The sequence below is a fragment of the Myxococcaceae bacterium JPH2 genome, from assembly GCA_016458225.1.
GTDB lineage: Bacteria > Myxococcota > Myxococcia > Myxococcales > Myxococcaceae > Citreicoccus.
Genome location: JAEMGR010000005.1, coordinates 705,990 through 724,490, shown reverse-complemented (window position 1 = coordinate 724,490; position 18,501 = coordinate 705,990). Strand labels below are relative to the sequence as shown.

Annotated in this window: 13 protein-coding genes; 8 read left to right on the top strand and 5 right to left on the bottom strand. The window is 68.9% G+C overall.

The genetic code is table 11. The features are described from left to right. Positions 1-45: 45 nt before the first annotated feature. Entirely contained in the window at positions 46-1,563 is a 1,518-nt protein-coding gene (locus JGU66_11805; GenBank protein MBJ6761452.1) for a trypsin-like peptidase domain-containing protein, read from the bottom strand. A gap of 402 nt (positions 1,564-1,965) precedes the next feature. Between JGU66_11805 and JGU66_11800 the strand changes: the two genes are divergently transcribed. The 4 genes from JGU66_11800 to JGU66_11785 all read left to right on the top strand — a co-directional run bounded on the left by JGU66_11800 (position 1,966) and on the right by JGU66_11785 (position 7,547). Further along, the gene (locus tag JGU66_11800; protein ID MBJ6761451.1) at positions 1,966-2,403 is read left to right on the top strand and encodes a response regulator; all 438 of its coding nucleotides are present in this window, start codon (positions 1,966-1,968) and stop codon (positions 2,401-2,403) included. A 13-nt stretch (positions 2,404-2,416) separates the two neighbouring features. Beyond that, positions 2,417-4,963 (top strand): bifunctional lysylphosphatidylglycerol flippase/synthetase MprF, encoded by a 2,547-nt coding sequence (mprF, locus tag JGU66_11795; protein MBJ6761450.1) that lies wholly within the window; start codon positions 2,417-2,419, stop codon positions 4,961-4,963. Positions 4,964-5,175: 212 nt separating this feature from the next. After that, complete coding sequence (locus tag JGU66_11790) at positions 5,176-6,708, top strand: virulence factor family protein (GenBank protein ID MBJ6761449.1); 1,533 nt, start codon at positions 5,176-5,178, stop codon at positions 6,706-6,708. Positions 6,709-6,740: 32 nt separating this feature from the next. After that, positions 6,741-7,547, top strand: coding sequence for a glutaminyl-peptide cyclotransferase (locus JGU66_11785; GenBank protein ID MBJ6761448.1), 807 nt, complete (start codon positions 6,741-6,743; stop codon positions 7,545-7,547). 7 nt (positions 7,548-7,554) lie between these two features. Here the strand turns inward: JGU66_11785 and JGU66_11780 are convergent, their stop codons facing one another. Both JGU66_11780 and JGU66_11775 read right to left on the bottom strand, forming a co-directional pair. Next, positions 7,555-8,088: a metal-dependent hydrolase gene (locus tag JGU66_11780; protein ID MBJ6761447.1), complete on the bottom strand. Its 534-nt coding sequence runs from the start codon at positions 8,086-8,088 to the stop codon at positions 7,555-7,557. Positions 8,089-8,121: 33 nt separating this feature from the next. Continuing rightward, on the bottom strand, positions 8,122-8,367 hold the full coding sequence (locus tag JGU66_11775; protein ID MBJ6761446.1) for a hypothetical protein: 246 nt from the start codon (positions 8,365-8,367) through the stop codon (positions 8,122-8,124). A gap of 96 nt (positions 8,368-8,463) precedes the next feature. Here JGU66_11775 and JGU66_11770 point away from each other — a divergent pair, with 96 nt between their 5' ends. From JGU66_11770 to JGU66_11755, 4 genes are all read left to right on the top strand, one after another. Then, complete coding sequence (locus JGU66_11770) at positions 8,464-10,938, top strand: esterase-like activity of phytase family protein (protein ID MBJ6761445.1); 2,475 nt, start codon at positions 8,464-8,466, stop codon at positions 10,936-10,938. Between the two features lie 147 nt (positions 10,939-11,085). Next, complete coding sequence (locus JGU66_11765) at positions 11,086-11,604, top strand: MarR family transcriptional regulator (GenBank protein MBJ6761444.1); 519 nt, start codon at positions 11,086-11,088, stop codon at positions 11,602-11,604. A 48-nt stretch (positions 11,605-11,652) separates the two neighbouring features. Then, positions 11,653-12,936 carry an HlyD family secretion protein gene (locus JGU66_11760; protein ID MBJ6761443.1) on the top strand — a complete coding sequence of 428 codons (1,284 nt, stop codon included), beginning with the start codon at positions 11,653-11,655 and terminating at the stop codon, positions 12,934-12,936. 56 nt (positions 12,937-12,992) lie between these two features. Then, complete coding sequence (locus tag JGU66_11755) at positions 12,993-14,486, top strand: DHA2 family efflux MFS transporter permease subunit (GenBank protein ID MBJ6761442.1); 1,494 nt, start codon at positions 12,993-12,995, stop codon at positions 14,484-14,486. Between the two features lie 301 nt (positions 14,487-14,787). Here JGU66_11755 and JGU66_11750 read toward each other — a convergent pair whose 3' ends face one another. Together JGU66_11750 and JGU66_11745 are read right to left on the bottom strand one after the other, a co-directional pair. Beyond that, entirely contained in the window at positions 14,788-16,626 is a 1,839-nt protein-coding gene (locus tag JGU66_11750; GenBank protein ID MBJ6761441.1) for a DUF262 domain-containing protein, read from the bottom strand. A 428-nt stretch (positions 16,627-17,054) separates the two neighbouring features. Beyond that, the gene (locus JGU66_11745; GenBank protein MBJ6761440.1) at positions 17,055-18,071 is read right to left on the bottom strand and encodes a polysaccharide lyase; all 1,017 of its coding nucleotides are present in this window, start codon (positions 18,069-18,071) and stop codon (positions 17,055-17,057) included. Between the last annotated feature and the right edge of the window lie 430 nt (positions 18,072-18,501).

Here is an 18,501-nt window from a genome sequence, read left to right as displayed (position 1 = left end):
TTCGCCCAGGTGCCGGCTTCCGATGTTCCCGGAGCCGGCGGAGGGCTATCGCTCGGGCACTTCGATGGCGCGCAGGAGGACTCCGTCCGAGCCCGGCATGCGCACGCGCAAGAGGAGCGCGGAGCCCTGCTTGGCGCGCGTCAGCACCTCGGCCGCCTCGCGCGCGCTGGCAATCTTCCGGTCGCCCACCTGCACCAGCAGCATCCCGGGCGCGAGCCCCCCGCGCTCCGCGGCGCTGCCGGGCTCCACGGCCATGACCTGCGCGCCCTCGCCCTCGGCGGACTCGCCAATCTGGAGGCCCAGCCGCTTCGAGAGCGGCGGCGGCGCGTCGCGCGGCGTCACTTCCTCTTCGCCGCGCTGGGCCGGCCGGGTGCCCAGGGCCACCTGGACTTCCACCGGCTTGCCTCCGCGCAGCACGCGCACCGTCACCTCGCTGTCCGGCTTGAGCAGCGCCACGGCCCGCGTCAGCGCGCCCGCCGAGTCCACCGCGTGCTCGCCCACCGAGGTGATGACGTCCTCCTCGCGCAGGCCCGCGCGCGCGCCAGGGCCACCCGCGTTGAGTCCGGCCACCACGGCGCCCTTCTGCGCCTCCAGGCCCAGCGCGCGCGCCAGCTCCGGCGTGAGGTCCTGCACCGCCAGCCCCAGCCAGCCCCGGCGCACGATGCCGGTGTCCTTGAGCTGCGGAAGCTCGGCGCGGATGAGGTTGGCGGGCACCGCGAACCCGATGCCCGTGGCGCCTCCGATGATGGCCGTGTTCATGCCCACCACCTCGCCCTTCATGTTGAACAGCGGCCCGCCCGAGTTGCCGGGGTTGATGGCCGCGTCCGTCTGAAGGAAGTCGTCGTACGGGCCCGCGTGGATGTCGCGCGCCCGAGCGGAGAGGATGCCCGCGCTCACGCTCGACGCGAGGCCGAACGGGTTGCCGATGGCCATCACCGGATCGCCCACGCGCAGCACGTCCGAGTCGCCCAGCGCCACCGAGGGCAAGTCATTCGGCGCGCCCTTGAGCCTGAGCAGGGCCACGTCCGTGAGCGCGTCGCGGCCGAGCACCTCGGCGTCGAAGGCGCGCCCGTCCTCCAGCTTCACGCGCACCGTGTCGGCGCCCTCCACCACGTGGTTGTTGGTGAGGACCGTGCCGGACGGCTCGATGATGAAGCCCGAGCCCAGCCCCTGGCGCGCGGGCGTTCCGCCCATTTCGCCAAAGGGACTCTGCATGCCGAAGCGCTCGGCCAGGCCGGGGGGCAAGCCCATGCGTCCACCTCCCATCGCGGGGCGGGCTCGGGACTGCACCTCGACGTTGACGACCGCGCCCTTCACCGACTCCACCAGCGGGGCGAGCGAGACCATGGCGCCGGGTGTTCCGGGCACGGCCGCGTACACGGCGGGCTCCACGCGTGCACCCGCGGGCGTCACGGCGCCTTGCAGGGCGGTGGAGGACTCAGGCGCAGGATGCGGGGGCGCAGCCTTGGAGGGCGTCGAGGCGTTGCAGGCCCCCAGCGCGAACGCGGGCACCAGCACCAGGGCACGGGCCGCGCGGCGACGAGACGGAGAAGAGGTAGCCATGATGCGTTCTCCTGGACATGCGAGCGGAGGGAAGGCCCTCGCTCGGAAGGGGAAAACGTCGGTCCGGATGCGGGCGAATGGCGCCCTGGGAAGAGGCAGCGGTCCCGTTTCCGCCAGCGACACCGGGAGTCACCGGCGGCCCAGCTGCCTTGGGATGGGCGCGCTCAACTGCCCCGCATCCGGTCCGACGTGTGGACCTGATTGCAGCCCCCGGGCCAACACGTTTCCCCAGGAGGAGTCGTCCCGGAGGGTGATGCGGGGCGGGGCAAAGTGCCCCAGACGGGGCATTTCGCCCAGGGGCATCCCGCCCCATGCCCTCGGGGGCAGGTGGCACGGCGGATGCTCATCCCCGCACTCCAACCCGCACCTCGCCCGGAGGGCATCGGCATGAATCAGGAGTGGATGGAGCTGCTCACGCGGGAGCGGGGCCCGCGGGACGACGGGGATCGCGAGCCGCCGCGCATCCTCGTGGCGGAGGACCAGCCGGAGATGCGCGCGCTCATCCGGAGGATGCTGGAGCGCGAGGGCTACGAAGTGGTGGAGGCGGAAGATGGGCCCGACCTGGTGCGGGCCATCATCGAGGGGCTGCTCGCGGACGTGACGCGCGCCCCGGACCTCATCATCACGGATGTCCGCATGCCGGGCTACTCGGGCATGGAGGTGCTCGCCCGGCTGCGCCGCGAGGCGTGGACCACGCCCGTCATCCTCATCACGGCGTTTGGGGATGCGAACCTCCATCAGGAGGCCCGGCGGCTGGGCGCCACGTGCGTGTTGGACAAGCCCTTCGAGATGGACGCGCTCCGAGCGGTGGTGGAGGCCGCGCTGCCTGTCCCCAGCTGACAGGTCCTCCGCCATGCACCGGGTGAAGCGAGTCCTCACTGCCCTACTTCCCATCGTCCTCCTGTGCGTGGCGGGCTTCGTGCTGCGCCGCGAGCTGTCGCACTACCACCGCGGCGACGTGGTGGCGGGACTGGAGGCCATCCCAGGCTGGCGCATCGGGTTGGCGCTGGCGGTGACGGTCCTCAACTACTTCGCGCTCACGCTCTACGACGTGCTGGCGCTGGGACATGTGGGGCGCAAGCTGCCGTACCCGCGCGTGGGCTTCACGTCCTTCGTTGGCTACGCGTTCGGCCACAACATCGGCGTGTCGCTGCTGAGCGGAGGCTCGGTGCGCTTCCGGCTGTACTCGGCCTGGGGGCTGAGCGCGCTGGACGTGGCGCAGGTGGCGGCCTTCAACGCGCTCACCTTCTGGGTGGGGCTGTCGGCGGTGCTGGGCACCTCGCTCTTGCTGGAGGGAGGCGGCGGGGTGGTGGCGCTCTCGCCGGGGTTGGCGCGAGGGCTGGGCGTGGCCCTGTGGGCGCTGCTCGTGGGCTACGTGGTGACGTGCGCGCGCGTGCGCCAGCCGCTGCGCATCCGAGGCCTCGAGCTGTCGCTGCCCACCCCCACGCGAGCCCTGGCGCAGTTGGCGGTGTCTTGCGCAGACTGGGTGCTGGCGGCTGCGGTGCTGTGGGTGCTGCTGCCGGGTGACGCCGGCATGTCGCTGCCCGCGCTCACGGCGCTCTTCGCGTTGGCGCAGTTGGCGGGCATCGCGAGCCAGGTGCCCGCGGGCCTGGGCGTGTTCGAGAGCGTGATGTTGACGGCGCTGTCGCCGCGCGTGCCCACGCCGCTCCTGGTGGGCACGCTGCTCATCTACCGCGTCGTCTACTACCTGCTGCCCTTCATGCTGGCGGCGCTGATGTTGGCGGGCAACGAGCTGGCGCGGCGCGGGCATCACCTGAAGCGACTGGCGAAGCTGGTGCACACCTCGTTCGCGCCGGTGGTCCCCTGGGTGGCGTCCACGGGGGCGTTCATCGCGGGCGCGGTGCTGTTGTTCTCCGGCGCCACGCCCACCGAGTCGGAACGCCTGTCGGTGCTGCGCCACCTGGTGCCGCTGCCGCTCCTGGAGGTCTCACACCTGTTGGGCAGCGTGGTGGGCGTGTGGCTCTTGCTGCTCGCGAGAGGGCTGCAGCGCCGGTTGGACGGCGCCTATGTGATGACCGAGGTGCTGCTCGTGGCGGGCGCGGTGTTCTCGGTGGTGAAGGGCGTGGACTACGAGGAGGCGACGCTGCTGCTCCTGCTCGCGGGCGCGCTCGCGCCGTTCCATCGGCAGTTCTACCGGCACACGTCGTTGCTCGGCGAGGCGTTCAGCCCCGGGTGGTTGCTGGCGACGGTGGCGGTGGTGGGCGCCTCGGTGTGGCTGGGGTTCTTCTCGTACCGGCACGTCGACTACAGCCATGACCTGTGGTGGCGCTTCACGTTCAGCGGAGACGCGCCGCGCTTCTTGCGCGCCACGGTGGGCGTGGTCAGCGTGGCGCTGGTGTTCGGCGTGGCCATGTTGCTCCAGCCCGCGGGCGGGCGCGCGCACCCGCCGACCTCCGAGGAGCTGAACCGCGTGCGCCCGCTGGTGATGGGCGCGTCCGAGGCCATGGCCTACCTGGCGCTGCTGGGGGACAAGTCGCTGCTGCTCAACGACGCGAACACGGCCTTCCTCATGTACGGCGTGTCGGGGCGGAGCTGGGTCTCCATGGGAGACCCCGTGGGGCCGGAGGGCGATGCCACGGAGCTGGCGTGGCGCTTCCGTGAGCTGGCCGACAGGCATCACGGCTGGACGTGTTTCTATCAAGTCAGCTCGACCACGCTGCCGCGCTACCTGGACCTGGGCCTGTCGCTGCTGAAGCTGGGCGAAGAGGCCACGGTGCCGCTCGCCGACTTCAGCCTGGAGGGCCCGGAGCGCCGAACCCTGCGGCATGGTCATCGGCGCATGGAACGGGAGGGCTATTCCTTCGAGGTGCTTCCGCGTGAGCAGGTGCCGGAGCTGATACCGCGGCTGCGCGCCATCTCGGATGCGTGGCTGGCGGAGAAGAGCACCCGCGAGAAGGGCTTCAGCCTGGGCTACTTCTCACCGGGGTACTTGGAGGAAGGGCCGCTGGCGGTGGTGCGGCGCGACGGGAACATGGTGGGCTTCGCCAACATGTGGGCGCCCTCGGCGAAGGAGGAGCTGAGCGTGGACCTGATGCGCTATGAGCCGGGGACCTCGCACGGGGTGATGGATTTCCTCTTCACCTCGTTGATGCTCTGGGGACGAACGGCGGGCTACCACCGCTTCAACCTGGGCATGGCGCCCTTCAGCGGCTTCGAGGACCGCAGCCTCGCGCCCATGTGGCACCGGCTGGGCTCGCTCATCTTTCGACACGGTGAGCACTTCTACAATTTCCAGGGGCTGCGCCAGTACAAGGAGAAGTTCCGTCCCGAGTGGGCGCCGCGCTACCTGGCCTCACCGGGAGGGCTCGCGCTGCCGCGAGTGCTCACCGGAGTCGCCTCGCTGGTGTCGCGGGGCCTGGGCGGCGTGGTGGCGAGATGAGGAACCGAGCGCTGGGGTTCATCGTGGGGTGTGTGCTGGCCATGGTCGCCAGCGCGCAATCCCTGTCAGACCGCGCCCCCGTGCCGGCGAACGGTGGATCCGCGGACGCGGGCACAGCGAGCGCGGGCGCTGACGCGGGGAAACGGTCCGAGGCGCGAAAGCCCATCGACGCGGGCGTGGCTTCCATCTCGGATGGAGGTGTCGACTCGGGAATGCTGGCCGCGGCGCGGAAGGCCAATGACGGAGGCGTGACCAGCGGCAGCGATGCGGGCGCGAAGGGGTTGGACGCGGGGACTCCGGATGGAGGCGCGCGCGGTCTGGGCGAGACACTTCAAGTGGGGGGGCGCTTCGGACGCGTGACGGTCGTCCGTCCCTCGGAGGGCGCACCGCGCACGGTGGCGCTGCTGCTCGTGGATGGCTCACCCGAGCAGGGACGTGGCGCGGAGCTCGCGAGCGCGCTGGCCGCGAGGGGCGCGCTCGTGCTCGGCGTGGACGCGAATGCGTACGTGCGCACGGTGGAGAAGAGCAGACGCTGTGCATATCCCGCAGGAGACCTGGAGGTGCTGAGCCAGGGCTATCAACAGCACGCGGCCCTGCCCGAATACCTCCACCCCATCGTGGTGGGCGAGGGCCCCGGCGCGGCCGTCGCCTACGCGGCGCTGGCGCAGGCTCCTCCGGGGACCTTTCGCGGCGCGGTGAGCATCGACTTCGCGTCGGACCTGGAGACGTCGGCGGCCTTCTGCTCGGGCTCGGGGTTGGTGCACACGCGCCCCGGTGGCGGCTCACGTGAGCACTTCGAGCCCGCGCGGGGCCTCGCCGAGCCATGGGTGGTGCTGGTCGCCCAGAAGGATGCAGCTCACCCCGTCCAAGTCCTCCAGGACTACACCCGAGACATGAAGGGCGCGCAGGTGATGATCGTCCCGGGCACGACGAGCCTGCACCGTGCGCCCGTCGAGTCTTGGAAGCCGGCGCTGGGAACTGCCTACGACGCTGTCGCCGCGCCGCTGGAGTCCGAGCGCCTGCCGCCGCCCGCGACGCCGCTGGGTGGCGCGGACGCGGGGCTCGTGCCCGATGCGTCCACCGTGTCGGTGCGCGCTCCCTCGCCGGAGTCCGTGAGTGACTTGCCATTGATTGAGGTCCCCGCGGTGAAGCCGGGCGGCGACACGCTGGCGCTGCTCGTCACGGGCGACGGTGGCTGGGCGAACCTGGACAAGGAAGTGGCGCGCGCGCTGTCCGAGCAGGGCATCCCCGTGGTGGGGTGGAACTCGCTGCGCTATTTCTGGAAGCGCCGCACGCCCGGGGAGACCGCGACCGATGTCGCGCGAGCGGCACGCTATTACCTGTCCGCGTGGGGCAAGCAGCGGGTGCTCCTGTTGGGATACTCGCGCGGCGCGGACGTGGTGCCGGCCATCGCCGCGGGCTTCCCTCCGGACCTGCGCACGCAGGTGCGGATGCTGGCGCTCATCGCGCCCGCGCGCGAAGCCGAGTTCGAGGTGCACGTCACGGACATCTTCGGCGGGAAGGGCAATCCCTCGCACGCGGTGCTGCCGGATCTCCAATCGCTGGGGAGCCTTCCCGTGCTGTGCCTCTACAGCGCCGAGGAGGCGGACGAGAGCGTGTGCCCCCAGCTGCTTGGCAGGACGAACGTGCACATCGAGGCGCTCAAGGGCGGGCACCACTTCGACGGGGACTACGCGAACCTAGCGCGCATCATCACCGAGGCACTGGCCGCCTGGGCACGCTAAGGTCCGCCCGTCCTGGAGCCTCGAGGAGTCGCATGCGCGCTGTCGTCCGGTCCGCGGTCTTGTTCGTCGGGTGGCTCGTGGCGGGCTGCGCGCCCTCGCATCACAACACGCCGGATGCCGGAAACCCGGACCCCGCCCCACAGATGCTCGTGGCCCGCATCGTCAAGGCGTGGCCCCATGACACGGGGGCCTTCACCGAGGGACTCCAGTTCCACCAGGGACAACTGTTCGAGAGCACCGGCGAGGAAGGCGACCTGCGCCGCATCACGTTGGACCAGGCCTCGCCGCTGTGGAGTGAGCGGCTCGAAGGCGTCTTCCCCGAGGGGCTGGCCAGTGATGGACAGCGCCTGTACCAGCTCACGTGGCGCGACGAGAAGATGTACGTCTGGAATGGCCCGCAGCCCACGCGCGAGCGCACGCTCAGCTACAGCGGCGAGGGCTGGGGCCTGTGCTACTGGCAGGGCAAGCTGGTGCGCAGCGACGGCAGTGCCCTGCTTCGCTTCCATGACCCGAGCGACTTCCATGAGCTGTCCTCGGTCCGCGTGACGATGTACGGCGTGGCGCAGGACCAGCTCAACGAGCTGGAGTGCGCGGACGACGCGGTCTACGCCAACGTCTGGCACAGCACGTACATCCTGAAGATCGACTACGCGACGGGCAACGTGCTGGCCGTCATCGACGCCTCGGCCCTGGCGCGCGCGGTGAAGGGGCGGGTGAGCAGCTACGAGGCGGTGCTCAACGGCATCGCGCTGGAGCCCGGCACGGGGCGCATGTTCCTGACGGGCAAGCTGTGGCCGAGCATCTTCGAGGTGAAGCTGGAGCCCGCGGCCAATCCGTGATGCGCCGTCAGCGGGACGGAGGCAGCTCCCCCAGCAGGCGGCGTCGCACGGTGCGCGTCACCTCCGCATCCCAGCGAGGAGACAGCAGCTCCACCGCCGTGCGCCGCAGCGGCACCGCGCAGACCAGACACGCCACCGTCGCGACCGCGCCGATGAGCGTGTTCTGCCACGACGCGAGGCCCCACTGGCCACTCCAGAACCACTCCACGTGGCTCGTGGGCCAGAAGTAGAAGATGGGCCACCCAGGCCCGCTCCCCGCCAGGTCACACACGAGATGCAGGTGGAAGGCCGCGAGTGCGAGCAGGGCCATGCGACCGCGTTGCCGTGCGAGCGCCACGCAGACGCCGGCGGTGAGCAATGCGCCCGCGTACCCATGGAAGAGCACGTGGTGATAGCGCGTGTAGGCCTCACCCCCGCCGAGCAATGACAGCCCATCCAGGTCCGGAGCCAGCCCCGCGCAGGTGACGAGGACGCGGTCGCGACGCTCGCGGAGGCCCTGACCCACGAGCCAGGACAGCTCGGCATGGACGATGGGGTTCATGCCCGCGAGCGTACGAGCCGCGGGCCCCGCGCGTCATGACGCGCCCGCGTTGGACACGGGCGAGCGCCGAGGCGTGCCGAGCAACGCCAGGGTGCGCACCGCGACATCCGCGAGCGTGGCCGCGCAGGGAAGACAGCCCTCGCCACAGCAAGGGGGCCACTCGCCCTCCGGGTCGCGCAGCAGCGGCTGGACACAGCCTCGGTAGGCCGTCGGGAGTCCGGCCTCCTCGCAGGCGCGGAGCAGCGCTGCTTGCACCGTGGGGTCCTTCACCTCGAGCACGCTCCCGATGTAACCCGCCCGCGCGCGGGGCGCGACCTCGCGAGTGGGGTTGTCTGGACGCTGGCCCTGCGTCGCGCGGTGGGGCAGGGTGCCGCCATGTCCGTGTCCTCGCGTCGCCGCCTGCAGCGCACGTCGTTGTTCACGTCCGTGCTCGCGTTGTCCCTCGCCACCGCGTGCGCGCGAGGCAGGCCCGCCCCACCCGAGCGCGTCCCCGAGCCGACGCTGGTGGGGCGCGCGGTCCTGGAGGCCGCCACGTGGGCGCCCGGTCCGACGTCCGGGCGGTACATCGGGCCCTCGCCCCAGAACGGCATCACCGTGCCCTTCATGGAGCGGCAGCCCGTGCAGGGGTTCTCGGCGGTGCTCGACAACGGCGATGGCTCGTTCCTCGCCATGTTGGACAACGGCTACGGCAGCTTGGAGAACTCGGCGGATTTCAATCTGCGCGTCTACACGCTGCGCCCCGACTTCCAGACGCACGAAGGAGGAACGGGCAAGCTCGCGGTGGAAGGCTTCATCGAGCTGAGCGACCCGAACCACCACGCGGGCTTCGCGCTCACGAACTTCTTCACCCCCGAGCGCGTGCTGACCGGCGCGGACTTCGACATCGAATCCATGCAGCGCGCTGCCGACGGCACGCTCTGGTTCGGCGACGAGTTCGGTCCCTTCCTGCTGCACGCGGACGCGCAGGGCCATCTTTTGGAAGCGCCCATCCCGCTGCCTGACTTCCAGCAAGGTGGTGCGCTGCGCACGCCCCAGAACCCTCTCGTGGAGGAGGCTTCCGCCGTGCGGGTGATGAACGCGATGCGCGCGCATGCGTTCGCTCACGGCGAGCGCCGCGCGCCTGTCTTCTCTCCGGACTGGCACTTGTTGGATGACGGCGATAGCGCGACGGGCACATCGGACCGGTTGGCTCCGCCACCAGGCTCGGGGCTCTCCGCGGCGGCCAGTGACCTCTTCGATGTGAAGAAGCTCCAGCAAGCGGGCTACGCCGTGGTGCCCTGGACGGTGAACGCATCGGAGGCGATGCAGGCGCTGCTGAAGCGCGGCGTGGACGGTCTCATCAGCGACCGGCCGGACCTCTTGTGGCAGGCGGTGCGCGCGTACGACGCGAACCAGGATGGCGTCCCGGGAGACCTGCTCACGCCGGAGGGGCTGCTGGACGCGAGCCGCTTCGATGCCCAGGGCCACCGGGGCGCGCGAGGCCTTCGTCCGGAGAACACGCTGCCCGCGATGGAGGCGGCGCTCGACAATTTGATGACGACGCTGGAGCTGGACACCGGCATCACGTCGGACGGTGTTCCCGTGCTGGAGCACGACCCGTTCCTCTCCGCGGAGAAGTGCCGCCGCGCGAACGGTCCGCCATACACGCCCGGAACGCAGGTCCTCATCCGCACGCTCACCGTCGCGAAGCTCCAGTCCACCTTCGTCTGCGACAAGCTCCTGCCGAGCCAGCCCGCGCAGACGAATGACAAGAAGCTGTCCCCCGTGTCGGTGGCCTTCGCGAAGCGCCACGGATTGCGCGATGCCTATGTGCCGCCCACGCTGCGGCAGGTGTTCGCGCTCGTGGACTTCTATGCGGACTACTACCGCGCGGGTGCCGGCTCCACGCATCCGGACGCGATGAAGCGCGCGCGCAACGCGGAGCGCGTGCGCTTCAACATCGAGACGAAGCTCAACCCGCGCCACGAGTTCGCCGCTCGCACGGTGGGGCCCGAGCCCTTCGCGGACGCGGTGGCGGGCGCCATCCTCGCCTCGGGGCTGGCCGCGCGCGCGGACGTGCAGAGCTTCGACTTCCGCACGCTGCTGCGCGTGCACGAGCGCTTCCCCTCGGTGCGCACCGTGTGCCTCGTGGGAGACTTCCCCGTCTACGCGGACCCCACCGTCGCCGGCTCGGACGATGGCGGCAACCTCCAGCCCGAGGGCACGGGCACGACGCCGTGGCTCGGCGGGCTGCCGTGGCCCTATCGCGTCACCGCGAAGGAGCACCCCTTCCGCGTGCGCGCCAGCGGCGGCTTCGAGGCCATGGCCCTGAGTCGGGACGGCGCCACGCTCCTGCCCGTCCTGGAGAAGCCCCTGGCGGACGACACGAGCGGCACGCTCCTCATCCACGAGTTCGACCTGGCCCATCGCCGTTACACCGGCGTGACGCATCGCTATGCGCTGGCGCCGCGAGGCACGTCCGCCACGGACTTCGTCCTCTTCGACAAGGACCGAGGCGTGATGCTGGAGCGGGACAACACCCAGGGAGACCTCGCGGGCTACAAGGCCCTGTACGAAGTCCGCCTCACCGGGGACGGACAGCCCGTGAAGAAGCGGCTCGCGGTGGACCTGCTGAACATCGCCAATCCCTTCCACCTCACGCACCCGGAAGTGGGGGACCTGGGGCTCGGAGACCGGTTCGCCTTCCCCTTCATCACCACCGAGGCCGTGCTTGTCTTCGACCCGCGGCACGTGGGCCTCCTCAACGACAACAACTTCCCTTTCAGTGTGGGGCGTCACCTGGGCAGCGGCCGGCCGGACGACAGCGAGTTCGTCCGCCTGGAGCTGGGAGAGCCGCTGGGAGGCCTGTAGCGCCGCGCCCCCGAGGCGCACACGGTGCGATGGAGACGCCTTTCTGCCCTCACGCGCACCCGCTCCGCGGGGTCGCAAATCATCTTGCGCAAAATCGTTAGGCCCCTTACTAGATGCGGCGCTTTGCTACCGAAATCGCGAGTCCTGATGAGTCTTCCAACGGTGCCGCGTTACGAGCGGCTCCACCGGCTCGCCAAGCGCTTCCCTCAGTTGGACCCGAGTGCCATCGAGACGTGCTTGACGATGCTGCGCCTGGCCCACGACATGTCGGACGCGTACGACACGCACTTCACGCGGCATGGGCTGTCCCAGGGACGCTTCGTCGTCCTCATCCAGCTCTTCCTCGCGGAGGAGAGCGAGGAGACGCACGGGCTGTCCCCCGCGGAGCTGGCGGACCTGTCTGGCTGCAGCCGCGCGACGATGACGGGCCTGCTCGACACGCTGGAGAAGGACGCGCTGGTGTCGCGGCAGGACCACCCCGAGGACCGCCGGATGTACACGGTCCACCTGACGCCCAAGGGGCGTGACGTCCTCCAGGGCATGCTGCCCGACCATTACAGCCGCATCGCCGCGCTCATGGCGCCCCTGAGCATGGACGAGCGCACCACCCTTCAACACCTGTTGGCGAAAGTGTCCTCGGGAATCCCCGCGCTCCGAGACCCCTGACGCCCCTCTCCCCACCTTCTTCTTCACCGCAACACCGAGCAACGCCTTATGACGACCCGGATCGCAGCAGTCGAGAACGCTCCCAATGACACTGGCTCCAAGCCCGCTCCGCGCTCGCGCGCGAAGATGGTGCTCCCCGCGCTGCTGGGCGTGGCGGTGCTGGGCGGCGGCACCCACTTCCTCATGACCCATGGCCGCGAGTCCACGGACGACGCCCAGGTCGAGGGCCGCATCGCGAACGTGTCTCCGCGCGTGGCGGGACAGGTGGCGCGGGTGCTCGTGAAGGACAACCAGCTGGTCCAGGCCGGTGACATCCTGGTGGAGCTGGACCGCGCGGACCTGGACGCCAAGGTCGAGGTCGCGCACGCGGACGTGCTGAGCGCCGAGGCGGGGCTGGCCAACGCCCAGGCCCAGCTCTCCATCACCGAGGCCAACGCGGGCGCGAACCTGCGCCAGGCGCAGGCCGGCGTCACCCAGGCCTCCAGCGGCATCAACTCTTCCAAGGCGGCGCTGGAGCAGGCGCGCGCGGATGTGGCCTCGTCCGAGGCGCGCTTCCGGCTGGCGGAGACGGACCTGAACCGCGTGAAGTCGCTGCACGAGCAGGGGGCGCTGTCGCAGGCGGACCTGGACTCGAAGCAGGCGGGCTATGACACGTCCAAGGCGGCGTTGGATCAGTCGCGCGCCCGGCTGACGTCCACCGAGGCGGGCATCACCAACTCGTCGGGTGGCCTGGAGGTGGCGCAGGGCAAGCTGGTGGCCGCGCAGACGGGCCCCGTGCAGGTGCAGTCCGCGCAGGCGGCGCTGAAGCTGGCCGAGGCGCGGCTGAAGCAGACGCGCGCGGCGCTGACGCTGGCGGAGCTGGCGGCGTCGTACTCGCAGGTGCGCGCCCCGGTGTCGGGCGTCATCAGCCGTCGCACGGTCGAGGTCGGGCAGATGGTGGGCCCGGAGCGTCCGCTGATGGCCGTCGTTCCGCAGAACGACATCTGGGTGGTGGCCAACTTCAAGGAGGACCAGGTCGGCGAGATGCGCCCGGGTCAGCCGGTGTCCGTGAAGGTGGATGCCTTTGGCGGGCATGTCTTCCACGGCCACGTGGACAGCCTGGCCGGCGCCAGCGGCGCTCGCTTCGCGCTGCTGCCCCCGGACAACGCGTCCGGCAACTTCGTGAAGGTGGTGCAGCGCATCCCCGTGCTCATCCGCTTCGATGAGGACTTCAAGGACCTGCCCGTCAAGCCGGGCATGAGCACGGTCGTGACGGTGGACACGCGCGTGACGCCGGCCCAGGGCACGCATGCCGAGCGTGCCTCCGTGGACGCGTCGAAGAAGGTGGATTGACCGTGGACCAGCGCGACGTCATCACCGGCTCAAAGGCCGGCATCACCATTGCCGCCATGGCCGCGGCGCTGATGTCCGTGCTGGACATCTCCATCGTCAACGTGGCCCTGAGCGACATCCGCGCGAGCTTCGGCACGCCGTTGGATCAGATCGCCTGGGTGTCCACGGGCTACATGATGGCCAACGTGGTGGTCATCCCGATGACGGGATGGCTCCAGCGCCGCTTTGGCTATCGGCGGTACTTCACCTTCTCCATCCTGATGTTCACCGCGGCCAGCGTGCTGTGCGGCCTGGCGTGGAACCTCCCGTCCCTGGTCGTCTTCCGCATCCTCCAGGGCATGGGCGGCGGCGCCATCATCCCTACGTCGCAGGCCATCCTCTTCGCGCGCTATCCGCGCAATGAGCACTCGATGGCGGGCGCGCTGTTCGCGCTCGGCGCGGTGACGGGGCCGCTGCTCGGGCCCACGGTGGGCGGCATGCTCATCGAGGCGGCGAGCTGGCACTGGATCTTCCTCATCAACCTGCCGGTGGGCATCTTCGCCGCGTACATGGCGTGGCGGCACATCGAGCAGCCGCACTTCGAGGTCTCGCTGGAGAAGGTGGACCGCAATGGCATCGCGCTGCTCGCGGTGGGCATGGCGGCGCTCCAGTACGTGCTGGAGGAGGGCAACCGCGAGGACTGGTTCGAGAGCCGCACCATCACCTTCCTGGCGGTCATCGCGGGCGTGGCGCTCATCACCTTCATCGTCCACGAACTGGAGACACCCCAGCCCGTGGTGGACTTGAGGGTGTTCCTCAACCGCTCCTACGCGGCGGCCACGGGGGTGAACTTCCTCATCGGAACGGCGCTGTTCTCGGGCTCGTTCCTGTTCAGCCTCTTCTGCGGCACGGTGATGCGGTACTCGGCGCTCGACATCGGGCTCGTGTTCCTCAAGGGCAGCGCCATCCAGATCCTGCTGATGCCCATCATCGGGAAGTTCGGCAACAAGGTGGACGGGCGCATGCTGATTGCCTTCGGCATCTGCGGCATGAGCCTGTCGCTGTGGACCAACGGGCACATGACGTCCTCGGTGGATGAGGCGGCGCTGATTGCACCCGTGTTCATTCGAGCCTGCTCGCTGGGCTTCGTGTTCGTGCCGTTGTCGGTATTGGCGCTCAGCAACCTGAAGCCGGAGCAGCGCGGCAACGCGGCGGGTCTCTTCAACCTGACGCGCGAGCTGGGTGGCTCCATCGGCACGGCGTGGATGAGCAGCGCGCTCAGCCGGAGCACGCAGGCGAACGTGACGGCGCTGACCTCGCACGTGGATGTGTACGGGCAGACGGCGCAGGACCAGCTCGCCACCGCGAAGGCGATGATGGCGGGGCGAGGCATCTTGGATCCCGGTGGAGCGGCCTATGGCCTGCTCAACATGCGCATCAACGCGCAGGCGCTGGTGCGAGCCTTCAACGCCAACTTCGTGATTCTCACGGCCATCTTCGCGGCCTCCCTGCTGCTGGTCTTCATGCTCCAGAAGCCGGACCCGACGGTGAAGGTCGAAGGCGCGCACTAAGCGGCCTCCGAAGGACCGACCCTGCGAACGAGGCCCGGTGTGCCCCAAGGCACGCCGGGCCTTCGCATGTCTGGACCCTGGAGCATTGACTGGCGGACCCGCGCGCTATCGCGCTCTTGCTGTCAGAGAGCGTCGACCTCGGTTGAATCGAAGCCCCAGGGAGGGATTCACTGCTGCCCACGGTTCCGAGAGGTTTGCGCTCGTGGTCAGGCGACACGATGTTGCCCGCGGCACGAAGTGCGCGGGTGCGAGGAACGTTGCGAACGCTGACAAGAGTGCGGCACGTCCTTCGTGCGCATCTTCACGCGGCCTCGCTCTCTTCGTCTGCGTCCTCGTCGTCATCCGCGACAATGCCCGAGACTTCGGCCGAGACCTTGCCCATCGCGCGCTCGACGATGGCCAACAACGCCGCCTTCCGGGTCGTGTAGAACGACTTGAACGCGTCGCTTCGCAACTGTGCCGGGTCGATGACGTGGCTCTTCAAAATGGCGTCCATCTCGACGTCATTCAACTGCACCTGCTCGTGCTTCTGGAGTTGCTCGAGATACTTCGACGGCGCGCTGCCGCCGATCATCCGGTTCGCTTTGTACGAGATGGCTGTCTTGTTGACGATCGCGTTGTAGATGCGCGGAGAGATGTCGTGCTCCTCGCACCACTTTTTGGGGAAGATGTGGTGAATGTCGAGCCTTGCGTCGTCGCGGTCGAGATCGACCATGCGCGTCTTCCAGAAGAAGTCGCACGCGCCTTCACGTTGCAAGAGCACGTAGAGGCCTCGGTACGCGGCGCTGGTGCGTGAACGGAGTGTGTCGAGGCGATTGGGGTTGAAGCCTGCGGCTTGAATGGTGGAAGGCTCTGGAGCCGAAGGCTCATGGATCCACGCGAGAAGCTGCTGCACGTCGAGCGCGATGCGCGTCTCGACGGCGCCACCATAGAGTTCGCCCAGAACGCCGCACCAGAACCAGCGCGCGAGCTTCGTCTTGATCTGTGGCTCGAGCCAGCGCTCACCGAGATGCGCTAGGACGGCGCCCAGTGGCGTGAGTTGGGTGCGGTACGGAAGGAATTTCGGGTGGTGGAAGCCCTCGCTGCGCAGAAAGCGCTCGGTTTCCTCAAGTCCCTTGGTGAGCGTGTCAGCCCACTTCGTGAATGCGCTGAGCGGCATTTCGAGGATGTGCTCGCGCTTGGCTGTGACGCCCGTGGCCTCCTTGCCGGACCGTCCGGCGGCGAGATCCTGCGTGCGTTTCTCGAGCGAGTGCAGCAGAGAGACACCCTGGAGGAAGTCTGTCGGCTGGAGATCCCGAAGCAGCGGCTTCTTGCCGAGGCGAGCCTGGCGCCCGTGCTTGCTCCCTCCTCCGAACCAGTCGTCGCGCAGATTGAAGCCATCGGCGGCCCACGTTGCCGTGATGAGTTCGAAGACGGAGAGCGGAACGCCGCCCGTGTTCACCTTCTCGAACACGAGGCAGACAGCCTCCTTCGAGGTCTCTTTCTTCAGACTGATGACTGGCAGCGCATAGTTGCGGAACGGCTCAAGGACCTTCTGTCGGAACTCCATGAACCGCGTGAACTTCTTAGGGTCCGCTTGGACGAGCGCGTACTCCCACTGGCTCGAATCAAGGATCTGGTTGCACGGAAAGTGGAACGCCTCGAGCTCCTTCTCGCGCGTGCTCAGGTCGAGCTTCACATCGCGGCCGAAGTTCTCTCGCTGGGTGCGCTGCTCGTCGACGGTGACGATCGCCTCCTCCAGCTCCTGCGGACCCCGGAGCGCCGTCTCGATATCGAAGTAGTAGTGAAGCTTGAGTTCTCGCTTCTTGGCGTCACGCGTAGCGACCGGCTTATCGAGCTTTAGAACCTGTGTGAGCGATGTGAGCCGCTGCTGCCCGTCAAGGATCAGCTCCTCCGGGCTCGTGTTGGGCGGCAGGTCGACGCCCTCGACGGGGCGCACCTGGAATCGAGTCTCGCCGCCCGTCTCGAGAAGCATCACGGCGCCGATCGGGAACGACCGCGCGATGCTCACGAGCAGGGACTGGATGTGCTTGTCATCCCAGACCCATCCGCGTTGGAAGTCAGGGAGTTGGAGCTTCCCTTTGACGACCTTGGTGAGGAGGTCGCTGAGCAGGGTCTTGGTCGAGTCGAAAGTGGACATGGGCACCGAGCGCGGAAGAGCCCGCCGCGAGCATTCGACGATATCCCACGGGATGTTCCAGCGGCACCCGCGAATGTCTGTGCGAGAGTGCGTCCAATCGTGCATTGCGGGGCGGCTTGGCGAACGCAGTCACATTCACCCCGGAGGCCGCGCTTGGCCCCGGCGGCCGGATGCAGTCGGCATGGATAGGAGTAGATCCACGCTGTCTCCACGGCTCCAGGTGTGGCCCTCGGACTCCTGAATTCGTCTGTTTGCTCTCTCCGGCGGTTGAGTGGATCCGAACGCGTGGCAGTGCTTGATGGATGGACTGTGCACGCTGTCACGAAGACGTGCGGTGCTCGGTGCGTGAGCCCGTCCGACACAAACGAAAAGGCCCGGCGCGCCATGGGGCGCACCGGGCCTTGTGATGCTTCATGCGTGAGTCTCGGTTAGCGACGCGTGATGTTCTTCGCGAGCGCCGGACGGCGGCGCCGGAACAACGCGGTGGTGAAGAGCCCCGCCGCGGCGAGCGCCGGCATTCCCGCCGCTCCGCCCGTGGCGCTGCATCCCTGCCCCTGCGCGCCGTCATTCATCACGTTGCTGTTCGTGCCCCCAGGCACGAGCGTGCTGACGGGCGTCGCGGTCGTCCCCTGGCCCGGCTGGGTCAGCGTGGCCGGAGGCGTCGTGCTGGTGTCCGGCGTGGAGGTCGCGGGCGTCTGAGACGAACCGGCATCCGCCGCGGGCGTCTGCTGCGTCCCCGCGGGCATCACGTCTTCCAGCGACGTGCCCATGACGAAACCATCATGGTAGACGTACGCCTCGGGCCCGATGGCAGCGTCGCGATACAGGCCCTGCTTCAGGTAGTTCTTGTCGCTGCCGAACTGGTTGGCGCCGAAGGTCTTCGGAACCACGAGCGTCCCGTTGTGGTACAGCTCGACGAAGCCTTCCTTCGGATTCGGCGACCACTTCACGTGCAGCACGAAGTCGTGCCAGTTGCCGCGATCGATGGGCGCCTTCCACAGGATGGGCCCGTTCACGCCACCCACGCGCATGTTCATCTGCTCACCGCGCACGAAGAACTCGAGCGGGGGAGAGCCGCAGCACCCTTCCTGGTGCCACTGCGTGAACACCTGCCACGAGTCCGCGCTCGGGTAGTTGTTCGGGAAGAGCGTGCTCCACTTGTAGAAGTACTCGTCGCCCTGGGTCTCTTGGCTCAGGTACAGCAACTCGTTGCGGTTGCCGCTGCCGTTGATGGGGTCATCGCCCTTCTGGACGGTGGCTTTCAGCGCATAGCGGCCCTCGCGAACGACGTCCGTCACCACCTGAAGGCGGCTGGCGGAGACGCTCTGCTCGCGGGTCCATTGCGACGTATTGCCCGTCTCGAAGTCGCCCTTCCACAGCGGGTTGGCGGAGGCGAGCAGCGGCAAAAAGGGCACCACGGCGACGAGTCGTAGGAGTTGCTTCAAACGAAGTCCTTTCGTTTCCGGGTTGAATGAAGAAGACATTTCGCGGCGCCGAGTCCTTCCCGCCCCCGGCCTGTCGCCAAGGGGCGCGCACGCAGGCCCCTGTCCGCATGCCCACCGTGTTGTCACTCGGGGACGACAGTTCGTCGCCTGCTCCTCATGCGAGCCCGCGAGACCAATGATTCCCGTTGGATGCGGGCCATCGGTGCCTCGCCACGCGGTGCGCAAGACGCGCAAGGTCGTGTCCGCTCGTGGCACGAGCCTGCGGCGGAGGGCTCACGAACCGGCCCGAGAAGGAGGCGGGCGTGACGAGCGCCCTCAAGAACGGCGGCCCTGAGCGTTGTAGGGATCGGGCGCGTGGGGAGCTTGGGGTGCCGAGTCCAAGCCACGGGGTTTCGGATGGGGTGGGTAGGCCCGGAGGTCGGCGGTGAGT